Source organism: Candidatus Sodalis endolongispinus, from assembly GCF_018777395.1.
Classification (GTDB): domain Bacteria; phylum Pseudomonadota; class Gammaproteobacteria; order Enterobacterales; family Enterobacteriaceae; genus Sodalis_B; species Sodalis_B endolongispinus.
This window is the reverse complement of the sequence record NZ_JAFJYC010000001.1, coordinates 2,290,321-2,306,834: the sequence shown is the minus strand read 5'-3', so window position 1 is coordinate 2,306,834 and position 16,514 is coordinate 2,290,321. Positions and strand designations below refer to the sequence as shown.

Genomic DNA, 16,514 nt, shown 5'->3' with positions numbered 1-16,514 from the left:
GTAGGCACACTCCTGTTCAACTGACTGTACAAAAAGGTAAAAATGAAAAAGATCGACTATTTGATGCGCTTGAGGAAGTGCCGAACGCTGGAAACCCTTGAGCGTGTGATTGAAAAAAACAAATATGAACTGTCCGATGACGAACTGGAGATATTCAATTCCGCTGCCGATCATCGTCTGGCGGAACTGACGATGAACAAGCTGTACGACAAAGTCCCGGTTTCCGTCTGGAAGTATGTACGTTAAAACTGATTATTCTAAACATAATGTTAGTGTTAATAAACATGACTATTAATGCCTTTTTTTGCCCGCCGGCAATTAAATCAGCTATTGCCCGACCCTGCTGATAATCGCTCTTTTTCGCGTCATTGACGTTAGGTTAATCTCCTATTGTCTTGCGCGCGACGTGGGTGTAAATGGCAAGTGCGTTATCATACTGGTTAATAACATTATTGGACTTTTCTATAGGCAGGTCAAAAGCAGCGAAGTCAAGCGCCTATTGCATCGGATTTCCCTCAATTTCGCAGGGTTGTCCTGACGTCATTTTGTACAATTGTATTTTTACCGCTGCCCGGCGGGAATGTACTGGCGGACAGATACGATTTCGCCGCGACAATAATTAAGGATAATGACGGGGAAACACGCCTTATTTTTCCCGCAAGAGGATGGCATCGCACAGACAAGCGGGTTTCTTGAGTCAGGACAGTGCGTGCGGAGGCTGAAATGGGTGGAGGCCCCCCCGCCAGCGACATCCCGGCACACACGTCGCTTGCTGCGGCTGCTTCCTTCCGGACCTGACCGAGTTCACAAGGTAGTGTTGCGAGAGCACCCACGGGGCCTCCATTGAAGGCTCGTTTCAAACGAGCGCGGGGCATTATCAATTAAGGCTTGGGTAATTGCAAGTCAGGTCGGTTTAAGCGCCGTTTTCTTATCCAATATGCTTCATCATTAACGCTCCACCACAGACGGCTTGCGGCGGCCGGGCCGTACATGACAGGATAATTCCCTCGCCACATTGAACTGTAGAAGTGGAATATGTCCGATCCCTCTCAAGATACTTTTTCCCAACGCGTCTATCACATCGTGGCCGCTATCCCGTACGGGCGATTGACCACTTATGGTGAAGTGGCGCGTTTGGCCGGTGCACCGCGCGCCGCACGTCAGGTTGGCGGTCTGTTGAGCCATTTGCCCGAAGGCAGCAAACTTCCCTGGCACCGGGTCGTTAACCGTCACGGCGCTATCTCCTTAAGCGGGGAGGATTTTTACCGTCAGCTCAGCGTGCTGCAGGGGGAAGGCCTGCTGCTACAGGACAGTGGCCGGTTTGATCTTGCCCGCTACCGCTGGCGTCCAGAAGATGGCGGATGATCGCGCCGCCGATGGGCGCACGGCCTATAAGGTCAATCGAGGCGTCCAAATTGCAGCCACCGCTGGTGTATGCCCATCATGGAGAATCGACGGCGTTAGCAAAGGGTAGCAGATGCACACGGTCATCATGAAAAAGTGATGCAGTCGAAGTAGGGTCGCCGCTAATCCACGACCGTCAGTGAAGCTTAACGTGGCTAACAGGCGGGCGCCGCTGACCTGCGGCCATCATGAGGATTAATGCGGTTAGCTGACGGCCGCCGCTGACCTGCGGCCATCAGTGAGGATTAATGCGGTTAGCTGACGGCCGACGCAAACTTGCGGCCATCAGTGAGGATTAACGCGGTTAGCTGACGGCCGCCGCAAACCCGCGGCCGTCAGTCAGGATTAATGCGGTTAACAGAGGTAACGTACGGCCGTGATTTACGCGTACGCCATGGCTGTTAAAATGACGTTGGCGCCGGAACACTGCTCGATGGGGTCACCTGCGTCGGCGAACTTAATGGAATCGTGGTCGCGGGCTTGGTTTGCGTGGGCAAAGCAACCGACTGAACCGGTATCAGCGTCAGGTCATGGCGCGTTCCGCCTTGGGTGACCGCCATTTTAACCTGTTCGGTAATCATCACCACACGTCCATCGACGGTGATAGCGGCGCTTAACAGGATGCGGGCGTTGGTCTGAATATCCGAGGGGTTGAACGGCAACACAAAGCTGAACGGTGCCTGTTTACCCTCCGTACGCACGACGCGCTGCGCAATGACCTTGGACGGGGTATCAGGGATGGTGGCATCGGACAGTGTCACCGTCAGCGCCGCGTCCGGCGGTAGCGCTATGCGCTCGCGGATATAAACCGTACCGCTCACCGCCGGCTGGCTGATGGCGCCATGCTGAGCGGTTCCCGGCGCTTTAAACGCGGGGGTGGGAATATTGGCGCTTTTATCCGCGCATCCTGCAAGCGTAGCGCCCAAGGCAACACCCGCAACAATCTGCCAGAGTTTCATCTTTCGCTTCTCCTTCTTATTATTTGCCGGACCTTCACCACCGTTTAACACCTCGTGGCGAATGCGATGGTGGTTCATACCACCCAAGGCTTTAATCATGGCACAAGACTCCGGAATTTTCCTGTCACCGGGTCAAGGAGGACATTTTCTCGCCAGCCCTACCTGTGTGGGTAAACGGCACCCATAAAAAAAGCGGGAGCACAAAGGCTCCCGCCAGGGGTGACCAGAACGGCCGGTCTGCGGACCGGCAATCGCCGGTGATTAAGGGTTGTAGGCGTTTTCGCCGTGGCTGTTTACGTCCAGACCTTCGCGTTCTTGCTCTTCAGAAACGCGCAGGCCTACCATCATATCGGCGATTTTGAAGCCGATAAACGCGACCACACCAGACCAGATCAGACACACCACTACACTTATAAGCTGTACCCAGACCTGATGTCCCATGGTGACGCCTTCAGCATAACCGGTACCGACCAAAGACGCGGATGAGAATACGCCGGTCAGGAGACAACCGACGATGCCACAGACACCGTGGACGCCAAACACATCACAAACGTCATCCACTTTCAGCCATTTCTTCAAGGTGACCACACCCCACAGGCCTGCTGCGCCACCGACCAGACCGATGACCAGCGCACCGCCAACGCCGACGGTACCGGCAGCCTGAGTGATGGCAACCAGACCGGCGATACAGCCGGAGCACGCGCCCAGTAATGAAGGTTTACCGCGCAGCATCCACTCGACAAACACCCAGGACAGGATGGCGCCGGCGGTGGCCATGACAGTGTTAATAAACGCCAGACCGGCAATTTCATTGGCGGCGCTGGCGGAGCCGGCGTTGAAACTGAACCAGCCGACATACATGATAGCGGTACCGGTAAACACCATCGGCAGGTTATGCGGTTTAAACGCTTCTTTACCAAAGCCGGCGCGTTTTCCCAGCAGGTAAGCTCCGACCAGCCCGGCGCTGGCGGCATTGATATGCACCACCGTACCGCCGGCAAAGTCCAATGCCCCAAGCGATGCCAGGAAGCCACCCGCCCATACCATATGCGCCATCGGCAGATAGGAGAAGGTCAGCACCGCCGAGAAACGGATGCGTTCCGCCAGCGCGCCGACGATAAGGCCGACGGTAATACAGGCAAAGGAGCACTGGAAGGCGACATGGATCAGCTGATAGAAACTGCCGGTCAGCGCGGTCACTCCGATGCTTTTCAGCATTATCATGCTGAAATCGCCGAAGAAGGCGGCGTTACCGGTGCCGAACGTCAGCGAATAGCCATAGATCATCCACAGCACACAGACCAGAGCGAAGGTGACTGCCACCTGCGTCAGCATCGACAACACGTTTTTCCCGCGCAGCAAGCCACCGTAAAAAAGCGCAATCCCCTGCAGGGTCATAAACAGCACCAGCGCGGTGCTTATCATCATAAACGCGTTATCGGCCTTGTCGGCCGCGGGTGCCGCAGCCATGGCCCAGGACGGCAAAAGGGCTGCAGCGCCAACAGCGGTGAGTGAGACTAGTTTTTTCATTTTTTATTCATCCCTTTCTACGAATAGCGCATAACGTTAAAGTGCCGCTTCGTCGGTTTCGCAGGTACGAATGCGAATAACCCGCTGAAGTTCAGCAACAAAAATTTTGCCGGTGTAAGCCGCTTTGCTAATCACGTCAATCACCTTCATCAAGCTGATCATCGGCAATAGCGATATCAATTTTCACTTTCGGTAGAAAATTAACGCTATACTCAGCGCCGCGATATAGCTCGGCAGGGCCTTTCTGACGCCCAAATCCTTTTACTTCAGTGACCGTCAGCCCCTGAATACCTACAGAGGAAAGCGCTTCACGCACATCTTCCAATTTAAATGGCTTAATCACCACGGTTACCAGCTTCATATGTACCCCTCGAAAATTGAGTCCCGACTCGCGACCATTACGCCCAACTAAAGCAAAGCATGTGCCACAAATGTTTTGACATAAAAATTTACCGTTAGCAGGCTATTCCTTTGGCGGCTGCCCGTTTTAACGCTGGCCGTCGGGGTAAAATTGAAAGATCAACAACCCGGTAACGCACCAAACGGGTGCTTAATGCCAAAAAAAGGTGCGTCTGTCACAAAAATGGCACATAAATGCCCATTCACAGTGCGTATTTGGCTAAGTGGGCATTCGATTGCCGCGAATGTTTAGCTAAGGGGTACGGTGCTACCGCTTCCGCCGCGAGAAGGAAGCCGGTAGCGCCGGCGCTGACAGGTGCGCAACGCGCCAAAGCGCCTTCAGGCGGACAGTACCTGGGGCTCTTCGGCGTGCAACGCCTGGCCCGCCTGTTGCAACTGATACATTTGATAATAGCGGCCTCGCGCCTGCAGCAAGGCGGCATGGGTACCGCGCTCCACCACCTCTCCGCGATGTAGCAACAGGATCTGGTCCGCCTCAACCACTGTCGACAGCCGGTGGGCGATGACCATGAGCGTCGTATGGCGCCGCACCGCCTGCAGCGCGCGCGCAATCGCCTGTTCGGTTCCAGAATCGATATTGGCGGTAGCTTCGTCAAGGATCAGTATCGCCGGCGTAGAGACCAGCACCCGCGCCAAGGCCAGCAGTTGCTTTTGTCCGACCGACAGCGTATTGCCCTGCTCTCCCAGTTAAGCGTGCAGCCCGCCCGGTAAGGTGCGCACCAGCGGTTCCAGTTGCACCTGTTCAAGCGCGTGCCAGACCTGTTGCTCGCTGAGCTCCCGTCCGAGGGTCACATTGGCATAAACCGTTTCGGCCATGACCACCGGATCCTGCTGCACCATCGCTACCCCCTGGCGCAATACCCGGTGGCTGAGGGTTTCAATCGGCCGGCCGTCCAACAACAGCGTCCCTGGGTTTACCGGGTAATACCCCATCATCAGGCTAGCCAGAGTACTTTTACCGCTTCCGGTATGCCACACCAGGGCGATAAAGCTTTTCGCCGGCGCCGTTAGCGAAATGTGGCGCAGCACCGGCAGTCCGCGACGGTAAGCAAACTCAAGGTCGCGCACCGCAATCGCACCGCCGCCGAGGGGACGATCATCCAGACCATAGTGCTGTGCGGGACCCTCCATTAATTCAAAGATACGCTCCCCAGCCACCGCTGCCTGCTGCATGATTGACTGCTGGGATGTCAGCTCAATAAGCGGCTCGTTCAGCCGGCCGAGGTAGTTGATAAAGGCGTAAAGCACCACCACACCTATCGCCACGCGCGGGCTGAGCCCGAACAACAACAGCATACCGCACAAAATAAGTGCGAACAGCAGGCTGAGCATCGGGCGCAATAAGTAGCCCTCCAGCCGCAGCGTCGCCATACGGGTCTGCAAGTGGGCATGGCTCTCCCGCTGAAGCTTGGCGCCAAAACGCTGTTGCTGACGGAATTGCTGAATGACCCCCATACCGTTGATAGCTTCATTGAAACCATCATTGATATCGGCGACATAGGTCCGCAGCCGCCGGACAATCGGCGTGCTGTAATGCTGATACAACCACATAACCACAATGACTACCGGGAACAAAATCAGCGAGATGCATGCCAGACGCCAGTCCAGTAAAAACATCGCTACCAGCATGGCACCGATTAACGCCACGCTGCGCAGCACGGAAGCGACCACCGTGACGTACAGATCTTTCACCACTTCGGTATCATTAGTGACCCTGGAAATAAGCTGCCCTACCGGCTGGGTATCGAACACGCTCAATGGCTGGCGCAGCGCGGCGTCCATCACTTCCGTACGCAGTTGCTGCACGACGCTTAACGCTGTGCGGTTAAACAGTAGCGCTTGAAAATAGCGCAGCGCGGCCGCCAGCACCTGTAGCGCGAGAAAAACCAGTACCAGGCCGGCCACCGTCCAAAACGGCATCATTTTCTCCGGCAGAATATGATCGATGAAATAGCTAATCACTATCGGCCCGGCAACTTCCGCCGCCGCCGCCAACCACAGCATCAGGACCGCCAGCGTTAACGGCCTGCGGTGTGGCCGGCCATAGGCAAGCAGCCGCTTGAGGGTCGGCCAGAGGCTAGTCCAGTTACGCATCGCCCGTCTCCTTGGGGTGGGGTTCCTGTTCAATGGCGGCTTCCAGTTGCTGATAGCGGTACATGTCCCTGTACCAGCCAGGCTGCTGCTGCAACGATGAATGATCGCCGCGCTGGCCGACTCGACCTTGTTTTAACACCAGTATCTCGCTCGCGCCCTGCAGCGCCGACAGCCGGTGCGCGATAATAATTACCGTCCGGTGAGCGCCGAAGCGTCGCAGGTTATGCAATATGTTGTGTTCGGTGCGCCCATCAACCGCCGACAGCGCATCATCCAGGACCAGGATCTCTGCGTCCAGTAATAGCGCGCGGGCAATCGCCAGCCGCTGTTTCTGACCGCCGGACAGCATGACGCCGCGCTCCCCGACCTCTGTTTGGTACCCCTGGGGAAGGCGCAGGATGTCCTCGTGCACGCAGGACAACCGCGCCGCCTCCTCAATTTGCTGCGCCGTGGCGTCCGGGCGGCCGAGGGCGATATTGCTGGCGACGCTGTCGGAAAATAGAAAAGGCGTCTGACTCACCACCGCCAGACGGCTGCGCCATTGATCAAGCGCCAGCGCGGTCAAGGGCAGGTCGTGAAAGCGTATCTCTCCTTCGCTAACGTCAAACTGTCGCAGGATCAGCGCCAGAAGCGTACTTTTACCGGCGCCGGTAGGACCTCACACGCCCAGCATCTGCCCGGGAGCCAGCGTAAGATTAATGGCCTGCAGCGCAGGATCCCGGGTGTGGGGATAACGAAAGGCGCCTATCGCCACACTCAGGGTTCCCCGTCCCGCGGGAACGGATAACGTGCCATCCTCAACCTCCGTTCGTTCTTCCAGCGTCTGGCGGATACGGCTATAGGCCGCGCTGCCGCGCTCGACGATGTTGAACATCCAGGCAAGGGCGAGCATCGGCCAGATCATCAGGCCAAGATACACGATAAAGCTGGTCAGTTGACCGAGCGTCATGGCGCCGCGCATCACCAACCAGCTGCCGCCGCCGACCGCCAGTAAATTGGATAGCCCCACCGTCAGGTAGATAGTCGGGTCGAAGCGGGCATCCACCCGGGCCACGTGCATGTTTTTGTCGCCGGCTTCCAAGGCAACGGCGGCAAAACGCGCCGACTGATGTTGTTCGAGGCCGAAAGCCTTGATCATGCGGATGCTGGCCAGATTTTCCTGCGCCTGATTATTCAGCGAGGAAAACGCCGCCTGCGCCACGCGAAAACGCTGGTGAAAACGCTGACCGTCCCGTTTGATAATGACCGCCATTACCGGCATCGGCAAGAGCGCCAACAAGGTTAACTGCCAGCTGATTTGCAGACTCATCACCAGCAATACCGAGCAGCCCATCACCAGCGAATCCACCAGCGTCAGCACGCCTTCGCCGGCGGCGAAAACTACGCGGTCGACATCATTCGTAGCGCGCGCCATCAGATCGCCAGTACGGTGGCGCAGATAAAAGCCCGGTAGTTGCCGGCTGAGCAGATGATAGAGCCGGTCGCGCAGCTCCACCGCCAGCCGGTAAGCAGCGCCAAATAACAAAATGCGCCAAACATAACGCAGGCCGTAGACCAGCACGGCCGTTACGGCCATCACCCCTAGCCACAGTGCCAAATGACGCCCGGTGGCCTGACCCGCTACTACGCTATCGATGATAATGCCCACCAGCCGTGGCGGCACTAATTGTAATAGTGCGATGATGACCAGCAGCATCACAGCACCCAGGTAGTGCCGCCACTCGCGGCGAAAAAACCATCCTAATTGTGCAAATAATCTCACGAAGCGTTATTCCAAAATAAATAGGGCCAAATCGCCGCGTCGCGCGCCGGGCAGCATTGTCGCCGTATTATACCGTGATTAAGAAATTAATGCTGACATGATGCCCAGCGAGAACACCCATTGGCGTGTGACGCGCCGGCGTTAACCGCCAATACGCTTAACGCTTCTTGGCGTTGGCAGCGTAGGGAAAAAAACAATTAAATAGGTCATTACTAGCTTATTTAAGCTTCATAAAGCAAAAATAAGAGAAATATTTTCCACTATTAGCCGAATAGAGATAAAAAAAGCGAAGCGTTTTTCCGCCGTTCCGGTTAGGCTATATTCGGACTCATTATAAGGACTATAAGTATGTCTTCATGGGCAGCACAGGCGGTAAACGAGATAGCGTGTGATTTCCAGCGCTCGGCGGATACCCATTTGATCCGACTTACGTTGCCGTCCTTTCCCGATATTATTTTCTATCTCAAGGATGAGAGTACCCATCCCTCCGGTAGCCTGAAACATCGGCTTGCCCATTCTCTGTTTCTCTACGGGCTCTGCAACGGCTGGATCCGGCAAGATAAACCTATTATCGAAGCCTCGTCCGGTAGCACCGCCGTTTCCGAGGCGTACTTCGCTCGCCTGCTGGGGGTGCCGTTTATCGCCGTGGTGCCGGAATGCACCGCACGACGAAAGATTGAACAAATCGAGAACCACGGCGGCCGCTGCCATTTCGTCAGCCACGGCGGATTGATTTATGACGAGGCTAAACGGCTGGCGCGCGAACTGAACGGCCACTATATGGACCAATTCACCTACGCCGAGCGGGCTACCGACTGGCGCGGGAATAACAATATCGCCGAAAGCATTTGGCGTCAGATGGCGCGTGAGCCCTTCCCTCAGCCCTCCTGGGTGGTGATGAGTGCCGGTACCGGCGGCACCTCCGCAACGCTTGGACGCTATATTAGTTATCAGGGCCACCCTACACGCCTCATGGTCGTCGACCCGGAAAATTCGGTGTTTCATGCTTTTTTCGCCAGGGCGATCCCAACCTGACCCACAATCGGCCGAGCCGTATTGAGGGCATCGGCAGGCCGCGGGTAGAGCCGTCGTTTATCTCCGGCGTGATTGATGAAATGATGACCGTCCCCGACGGCGCAAGCATCGCTACGCTTGGATGGTTGGAATCACTGCTCGGCCGTCGCGTCGGCGGCTCTACCGGCACCAACATGTGGGGCGCGCTGCAATTGGCCAAACGGATGCGTGCCGCCGGCGAAGCGGGAGCCATTGTGACGCTTTTATGCGACGGCGGTGAACGCTATAGCGACACCTACTATCAGCCGGCGTGGGTCAGCGAACATATCGGCGATATCCGTCCATGGCAGGCAGAGCTGGAAAATCTGTAACGCCATTCGCCCGCCGGATTCTTCGCCTCCGCTACTGTTCATCCGCAGGCAGAGACAGTACCCTATATCCTTTGCCATTAAGAGTGAATGGGACAGATGAAACGAGCAGTAGTGGTGTTCAGCGGCGGGCAGGATTCAACAACCTGCCTTATCCAGGCGTTAAGTCAGTATGACGAAGTCCATTGCGTTACCTTTGACTACGGCCAGCGTCATCGGGCGGAAATCGACGTCGCCCGCGCGCTGGCGTTGCAGTTGGGCGCCCGCGCACACAAAGTGATCGACGCCGGCCTGCTTAATGCACTGGCAGTCAGCAGCCTGACCCGCGACAATATTCCGGTACCGGGTTACGAAGATACCGTCGACGGTCTGCCCAGCACCTTTGTCCCCGGCCGGAATATCCTGTTTTTATCCCTGGCCGCCATTTACGCCTATCAGGTCGAGGCAAGCGCGGTTATCACCGGCGTTTGCGAGACAGATTTTTCCGGTTATCCCGATTGCCGCGATGACTTTATCAAAGCGCTGAATGCCGCAGTCAATCTCGGTATGGCGCGCGAGCTGCACTTCATTACACCGCTGATGTGGCTGGACAAAGCCGAAACCTGGGCGCTGGCGGATTACTATCACCAACTCGATCGGGTGCGTCACGATACGCTTACCTGCTATAACGGCATCAAAGGCGACGGCTGCGGACAGTGCGCGGCCTGCCACTTGCGCGCGCGGACTGACGGCCTACAACGCGCAGCCTCAGGCGGTCATGGCCTCACTAAAAGCTAAAACCGGCCTGCGCTAAGTGCAACACCGACGCCATAAACGGCAGCAGCAGTCTGATGGCGCAAGGGCTATAACGCAGCCATGAATCGTCACGAGGCGGCGCCAATAGCAACTTCAGCGCCACAAACCGCAGCCAAGTGGGGTAAAACCATTACTGGCGCCCTGGTCGCATCAGGGCGACACCGCCGCCCTGAGCCGTAGACAACAGCGATAACGCCTTTCGTGGACCAGAAATATGCCGCGCTTGCGGTCCACGCCCGCGGCGCCTACAGCTTTAGACACTCTTTGAGCCGTGCCATCGTCGCCGGGCCAATGCCTTTGACCTTTTCCAAGTCTTCAATTTGCGCAAACGGCCCGTGCTGATTACGGTAGTCAATAATCGCCTGACCCTTTTTAGGCCCGATGCCTTTTAACCCGTCCACCAGCTCGTCCAGCGACGCGGTGTTGATACTGATTTTGTCCTCTTCATCCTCCGCCGAACCGTCCGTAGCCGGCGCGACCTCATCTATGGGTTCCAGCACCCGCGGCGCTTCGGCCGGCCTGCGACTCTTCGGTGTGTCCCGCGACACTGTGCCGCCGGCGCTTTGTCTGGCTGAACCGCCAGGCGCTTTTTTCTCTCGCTTACCCCCTGAGGCTTTCTTGCTCCCTGTCGGGATAGGGCGCGCCGTGACGCTAGCGGTGGGGCGTGCGGCTTTTTCCTGGATGTCCGGGGGGGCCGTGTCCGTGGTCTGGTAATCCATCGGCGCCTGCGCGCTTTCCAGCGGCAGCGTCGCCTCAAATGTAACGGGATCGGTCTGGGTGGCTTTATCGGCGGTGGTGGGTGCCAACGCGGCTTCGCAGGTGAGGGGGGGCAACGCCGCCTCGTCGGTCAGGGTGGCCTGCACCGGGCCGGCGCATTGCAGGGATAGGACAGCGATGAGGGTAAGTAACGTCCTGGTCAGAATCGGTTGTCGCATGCTCTTTTCTCCGTAGTGTATTCCCGTCAGAGCATGCCTTGGCGTTCTGCTTTCCGCTATCGCCCGCGGCAGGAAACGCAACAGGCCGCGAAAGCGGCCTGAAGCTATTGCAGGATTAACGAGAGAATTGCGGCCAACGCCGCGTTATTGCATCTGCGCCGCCGCGCCCGTTTTGATTTTCGCCTCCGCGCGCAGATTCGTCAGCAGCGCATCGAAGGTGACACCGGTCATCCCCTGATTTAACTGATCCACGAACTGTTTGCGTTGCTGCTCATCCAGCGGCCGTGGCGTTACGCTGTCCAGCGCGATCAGCACGATATCGCCCTGGGCATTGCTGGCCATGCCATAACTGCTTTTGCCCTGCGGCGGCTGGGGCAGCGTAAAGACGGTCTGCGCCAGCGGATCGCCCTGATTGGCAGAGTCGAATTGCTGCGGCGCGCTGAAGCTCAGCCCGGCCGCCTGCAGCGCCTCCGTGCCTTTGCCCTGCTTCAAGGCGACCAGCGCCTTTTCAGCATCAACGCGCGCCTGCTCTAGCGCTTTCTGGCGTTTCACCTCCTGCTCCACCCGCGCACGCACATCCTCAAGAGGCTGCACGCGTTCTGGACGGTGCTCGGCGATACGGATGACGAAAGCGCGGTTGCCGTCCACGGTGATAACGTCCGAGTTACTGCCCGGCGCCCCATTGCTGCCCAAAAGCGACTCCTGGAACAGCACCTGTTTCACCGCGTCGTAATTCAGCGCCGCAGGCACATCATCGTGACTGAACCAGTCGGTCTGCTGTGCCTTGATGCCGGCAGCGGTTTCCGCTGACGCCAGCGTCTCGTTATCGTTACTGGCCGCATCACTCACTTTTTGCTGCAGCGCATAATAGGCATCAATGTCTTTTTCCTGCTTCACTTTCGCCGCCACCGCGTCGTGGACCGCACTCAGCGGGCTAACCTGCGCCGGCTGCATGTCGTCCAAAAGAATGATAAGGAAACCGACCGAGGATTTAAGCACACCCGACAGCTGTCCTTTCTCGCTCAGATTAGCCTGCTTGAGCTCGTCGAGGGTGTCGCTGTCGCTCATCCAGCCAATATCGCCACCGTTTTTCGCTGAGACGACGTCGGTGGAGTGGGCTTTCGCTAGGGAGGCGAAATCGGCGCCCTCCTGCAGTTGTTTCAACCAGTCATTGGCATCGTTTTCGCTTTTGCTTTGAATAATGCTGTAGCGTTTACGTCCGGGGACGGTGAACTGATCGTGATGCTTATCGTACCATGCCTGGATTTCCTGCTCGTCGACGCTGGTTTTCGCCTCCATGGCTTCAGCCTCCATCGGGATATAGCTGACCTTGAAGGCTTCCGGCGACAGGTACTGATTTTTGTGCGCGCCATAGCTGGCCTGGATCTCATCGTCACTTGCGGTTTGCTTCTCTGCCAGTGCCGCGATAGCCAACGTTGCCAGACGCGCTTCGCGGGTTTGTACCGCCACCGCCAGCAGCCGGTCGGTTTCTGCCGGCAGCAGGAAACCGGTGCCGCCGATACCATGAATCAGCTGCTGGGTAAGTAACTGTTTGCGCATCAGCGCGGCATATTGATCCGGTGACAGCCCCATGTTGCCAATAAGGGAGCGGAATTTGGCATTATCGAATTTATCTTCGGTGCGAAACGCCGGGATGGCGAAGATTGCCTGTTTGATTTGATCGTCACCGATAGCCAGTCCCAGCTTATCGGCATACTGATCCAGAAGCGTTTCATCAATCAACTGCGAGAGCACTTGCTGGCGCATCTGGCGCATGTAGCCTTCATTGGCAGCCAACTGGGAGAACTGTTCACCCATGGATTCCTGCTGGCGGTTACGTTCGTTCTGTACTGCCTGCTCCAGTTGTGCACGGCTTATCTGCTGACCGTTCACCTTGGCGGCGTAGTCGCCGTCGCCGCCGATCAGATAGTTGCCTACCCCGGTCAGCACGAATGAAACGGCAATAAGCCCCAGAATAATTTTGAGCACGACGTGATTAGCGGCCGCGCGTAAATTGTCCATCATGGTGTGACAACACTCCGCTGTAAATGAATGAAACCTCTGCGCAGGTAAACGGACTGCTCGCCTGCCGCAGCTCCGCGGAGCCGCTGCGCGTTAATGCTAGTTATCTGACAACGCCAACCCTGCCTTGTCAGCCAATCTAGAAAAGCGCATCCTGATGATGCGCCTTGTATTCTACCCTACCCGTCTGACTGCGTCAGGTATTAGTTGACACAGGCGAGAACAGGAAAGCTATCAATTCACTGCGTCTTTCAGCCCTTTACCGGCACGGAAGCCCGGTACCTTGGCGGCGGCGATGGTGATTTCTTTACCGGTTTGCGGATTGCGTCCGGTACGAGCGGAACGCTCGCGCACGGTGAAAGTGCCAAACCCGACCAGCGCAACGTCATATCCCTGCTGCAGCGACTCGGTAACCGAACCGATGATAGCATCCAGCGCTCGTCCGGCGGCCGCTTTGGAAATATCAGCACCTGCGGCAATTTTGTCGATCAGTTGTGACTTATTCACTTTTTCATCCCCTCTTGAATTCTCATGTCGCGGCGGATTTTTCCTTAAACGCGACTGCGCAGCTGTTATATCAAACCCAGTATGTCGGAACAGACTGAACCTGCCCGCTGTCCCAACCCAGCAGCTCACTAACTTAACGGTACAAAAAAAGGCTGGCAAGCCCGAATTGGCCTGCCAGCCCATTTTTACTGGTTTATTTTACATAAACCCCTCATTTTACCGTTTCGGGCGCCACCTCGATGCCGAAAGGCGCATTCTGCAGCGCCAGATTAAGCACTTCGTCGATACGCTGAACCGGATGAATATCCAGGTCGTTTATCACGTTGGCCGGCATATCTTCCAGATCGCGCTTATTCTCAAAGGGGATCAACACGGTTTTGATACCGCCACGATGCGCCGCCAACAATTTTTCTTTCAGGCCGCCGATGGGCAAAACCTGACCGCGCAAGGTGATTTCGCCGGTCATCGCCACATTGGCCTTGACGGGATTGCCGGTCAGACAGGACACCAGCGCGGTACACATGGCAATACCGGCGCTCGGACCGTCCTTGGGCGTGGCGCCTTCCGGCACATGCACATGGATATCCCGCTTTTCATAGAAATCGGGATTGATACCGAGCTTGTCCGCCCGCGCGCGCACCACGGTCAGCGCCGCCTGAATGGACTCCTGCATCACCTCGCCCAGCGAACCGGTATAGGTCAGTTTGCCCTTGCCGGGCACGTACGCGGTTTCAATGGTCAGCAAATCGCCGCCGACTTCTGTCCACGCCAGACCGGTCACCTGGCCGATACGGTTCTCACCTTCCGCGCGACCGTAATCGAAGCGCTGAACGCCGAGGAAGTCTTTCAGGTTATCGGCGCTGATGGTGATATGTTTGGTGCTCTTGTCCATCAGCAGGGTCTTCACCGCTTTGCGGCACAGTTTGGAAATCTCGCGCTCCAGACTGCGCACCCCGGCTTCGCGGGTGTAATAGCGGATAATCCCCACCAGCGCACTGTCTTCCACCGTCAGTTCGCCTTTTTTCAACGCATTGCGCTCAAGCTGTTTGGCCAGCAGATGCTGACGGGCGATGTTGAGTTTCTCGTCTTCGGTGTAGCCCGACAGACGAATCACTTCCATACGATCGAGCAGCGGCGCCGGGATATTCATCGAGTTGGAGGTGGCGACAAACATCACGTCGGAAAGATCATAGTCCACCTCCAAATAATGGTCGTTGAATGCCACGTTCTGTTCGGGATCTAGCACTTCCAGCAACGCTGACGCCGGATCGCCGCGCATATCCGAAGACATCTTGTCGATTTCGTCGAGCAGGAACAGCGGGTTTTTCACGCCGACCTTGGACATTTTCTGTATCAGCTTACCCGGCATCGAGCCGATATAAGTACGACGGTGTCCGCGGATCTCCGCCTCATCGCGCACACCGCCCAGCGCCATACGCACATACTGACGTCCGGTCGCCTTGGCGATGGACTGACCGAGCGAGGTTTTCCCCACTCCAGGCGGTCCCACCAGGCACAAGATCGGCCCTTTGATTTTACTGACCCGGCTTTGTACCGCCAGGTATTCCAAAATGCGGTCTTTGACACGTTCAAGGCCGTAATGATCTTTATCCAAAGTCTCTTGCGCTTTTACCAGGTCTTTTTTCACTTTGCTGCGCGCGTGCCAGGGTACTGACAGCATCCAGTCGATATAACCGCGCACCACGGTCGCCTCGGCGGACATTGGCGACATCATTTTCAATTTTTGCAGTTCCGCCTCGGTCTTTTCCCGGGCTTCCTGCGGCATTTTGGCCGCTTCTATCTTGCGCTTCAGCGCTTCGTTTTCATCCGGCGCATCATCCATCTCGCCCAGTTCTTTCTGAATCGCCTTCATTTGCTCATTCAGATAGTACTCGCGCTGGCTCTTTTCCATCTGCTTTTTGACGCGATTGCGGATACGTTTCTCTACCTGTAGCAGGTCGATTTCCGACTCCATCATTGCCATCAGGTATTCAAGCCGCTCGGTCACATCGGCCATTTCCAGCACCGACTGCTTGTCGGCCAGCTTCAGGGGCATATGAGCGGCGATAGTGTCGGCCAGACGGGCAGCATCATCGATACTGTTTAGCGAGGTAAGCACTTCGGGGGGAATTTTTTTGTTCAGTTTGATATAGCCTTCAAACTGATTAATCGCGGTCCGCACCAGCACTTCCTGCTCGCGCTCATCAAGCTCGGGCGCGTCGAAATAGTCCGCTTCGGCGCTGAAATGATCGCCGCTGTCCGACAGTTCTTTGATACGGGCGCGGGTTAACCCCTCTACCAGCACTTTTACCGTGCCGTCCGGCAGTTTAAGCATCTGCAAAATGGACGATACCGTTCCGACTGAAAAAAGATCATTAATACCCGGCTCGTCGGTTGACGCTTCTTTCTGAGCCACCAACATGATTTTTTTATCACTGTCCATGGCTGCTTCAAGACACCGAATCGATTTTTCCCGGCCGACAAACAGCGGGATGACCATGTGCGGATAGACCACCACATCGCGCAGAGGCAATACGGGAATTTCTATGCGTTCGGAACGCTCAGCATTCATAGAGCTCTCTCTTAGTTTAGCTTCCGCCAGGTTTGTGGAATGCGCAAAAACCCGGCTTTTGCCCGTTTCAACAATTAGGTATTTGAGTATATGTGGTCGAATCGCTTACATTCAACGGCAGCCACTAATGAA

At 56.5% G+C, this 16,514-nt stretch carries 8 protein-coding genes, 1 other RNA gene and 5 pseudogenes; 4 read left to right on the top strand and 10 right to left on the bottom strand.

Annotation, left to right across the window (positions count from 1 at the left end):
• Positions 1 to 42 precede the first annotated feature (42 nt).
• Entirely contained in the window at positions 43 to 246 is a 204-nt protein-coding gene (locus JZM24_RS11125) for an HHA domain-containing protein (RefSeq protein ID WP_011410544.1), read from the top strand.
• 491 nt (positions 247 to 737) lie between these two features.
• On the opposite strand, the gene ffs is transcribed toward JZM24_RS11125, so the two are convergent.
• Positions 738 to 834, bottom strand: an RNA gene (ffs, locus tag JZM24_RS11120) — signal recognition particle sRNA small type.
• A 201-nt stretch (positions 835 to 1,035) separates the two neighbouring features.
• Here ffs and JZM24_RS11115 point away from each other — a divergent pair.
• Positions 1,036 to 1,365 (top strand): MGMT family protein, encoded by a 330-nt coding sequence (locus JZM24_RS11115; RefSeq protein WP_215669671.1) that lies wholly within the window; start codon positions 1,036 to 1,038, stop codon positions 1,363 to 1,365.
• A 440-nt stretch (positions 1,366 to 1,805) separates the two neighbouring features.
• Here the strand turns inward: JZM24_RS11115 and JZM24_RS11110 are convergent, their stop codons facing one another.
• The 5 genes and pseudogenes from JZM24_RS11110 to JZM24_RS11090 all read right to left on the bottom strand — a co-directional run bounded on the left by JZM24_RS11110 (position 1,806) and on the right by JZM24_RS11090 (position 8,169).
• A complete protein-coding gene (locus JZM24_RS11110) occupies positions 1,806 to 2,363 on the bottom strand; it encodes a YbaY family lipoprotein (protein WP_215670127.1) in 558 nt (185 codons plus the stop codon).
• 261 nt (positions 2,364 to 2,624) lie between these two features.
• A complete protein-coding gene (gene amtB / locus JZM24_RS11105) occupies positions 2,625 to 3,893 on the bottom strand; it encodes an ammonium transporter AmtB (protein ID WP_215669670.1) in 1,269 nt (422 codons plus the stop codon).
• Between the two features lie 36 nt (positions 3,894 to 3,929).
• A pseudogene (gene glnK, locus JZM24_RS11100) lies at positions 3,930 to 4,254 on the bottom strand (P-II family nitrogen regulator).
• Positions 4,255 to 4,631: 377 nt separating this feature from the next.
• A pseudogene (locus JZM24_RS11095) lies at positions 4,632 to 6,407 on the bottom strand (SmdB family multidrug efflux ABC transporter permease/ATP-binding protein).
• Positions 6,400 to 8,169 (bottom strand): annotated as a pseudogene (locus tag JZM24_RS11090) (SmdA family multidrug ABC transporter permease/ATP-binding protein). The pseudogenes JZM24_RS11095 and JZM24_RS11090 overlap by 8 nt, the downstream one beginning before the upstream one ends.
• A 348-nt stretch (positions 8,170 to 8,517) precedes the next feature.
• Between JZM24_RS11090 and JZM24_RS11085 the strand changes: the two are divergent.
• Positions 8,518 to 9,554, top strand: a pseudogene (locus JZM24_RS11085) (PLP-dependent cysteine synthase family protein).
• A gap of 96 nt (positions 9,555 to 9,650) precedes the next feature.
• A pseudogene (gene queC, locus JZM24_RS11080) lies at positions 9,651 to 10,344 on the top strand (7-cyano-7-deazaguanine synthase QueC).
• 247 nt (positions 10,345 to 10,591) lie between these two features.
• Here the strand turns inward: queC and JZM24_RS19735 are convergent.
• From JZM24_RS19735 to lon, 4 genes are all read right to left on the bottom strand, one after another.
• On the bottom strand, positions 10,592 to 11,281 hold the full coding sequence (locus JZM24_RS19735; protein ID WP_376775525.1) for a helix-hairpin-helix domain-containing protein: 690 nt from the start codon (positions 11,279 to 11,281) through the stop codon (positions 10,592 to 10,594).
• Positions 11,282 to 11,425: 144 nt separating this feature from the next.
• Positions 11,426 to 13,306, bottom strand: coding sequence for a peptidylprolyl isomerase (gene ppiD / locus JZM24_RS11070; RefSeq protein WP_215669669.1), 1,881 nt, complete (start codon positions 13,304 to 13,306; stop codon positions 11,426 to 11,428).
• Positions 13,307 to 13,537: 231 nt separating this feature from the next.
• Positions 13,538 to 13,993, bottom strand: a complete 456-nt coding sequence (gene hupB, locus JZM24_RS19185; RefSeq protein WP_281418191.1) for a nucleoid-associated protein HU-beta — start codon at positions 13,991 to 13,993, stop codon at positions 13,538 to 13,540.
• A 28-nt stretch (positions 13,994 to 14,021) separates the two neighbouring features.
• Positions 14,022 to 16,382: an endopeptidase La gene (gene lon / locus JZM24_RS11060; protein ID WP_215669668.1), complete on the bottom strand. Its 2,361-nt coding sequence runs from the start codon at positions 16,380 to 16,382 to the stop codon at positions 14,022 to 14,024.
• Positions 16,383 to 16,514: the final 132 nt, after the last annotated feature.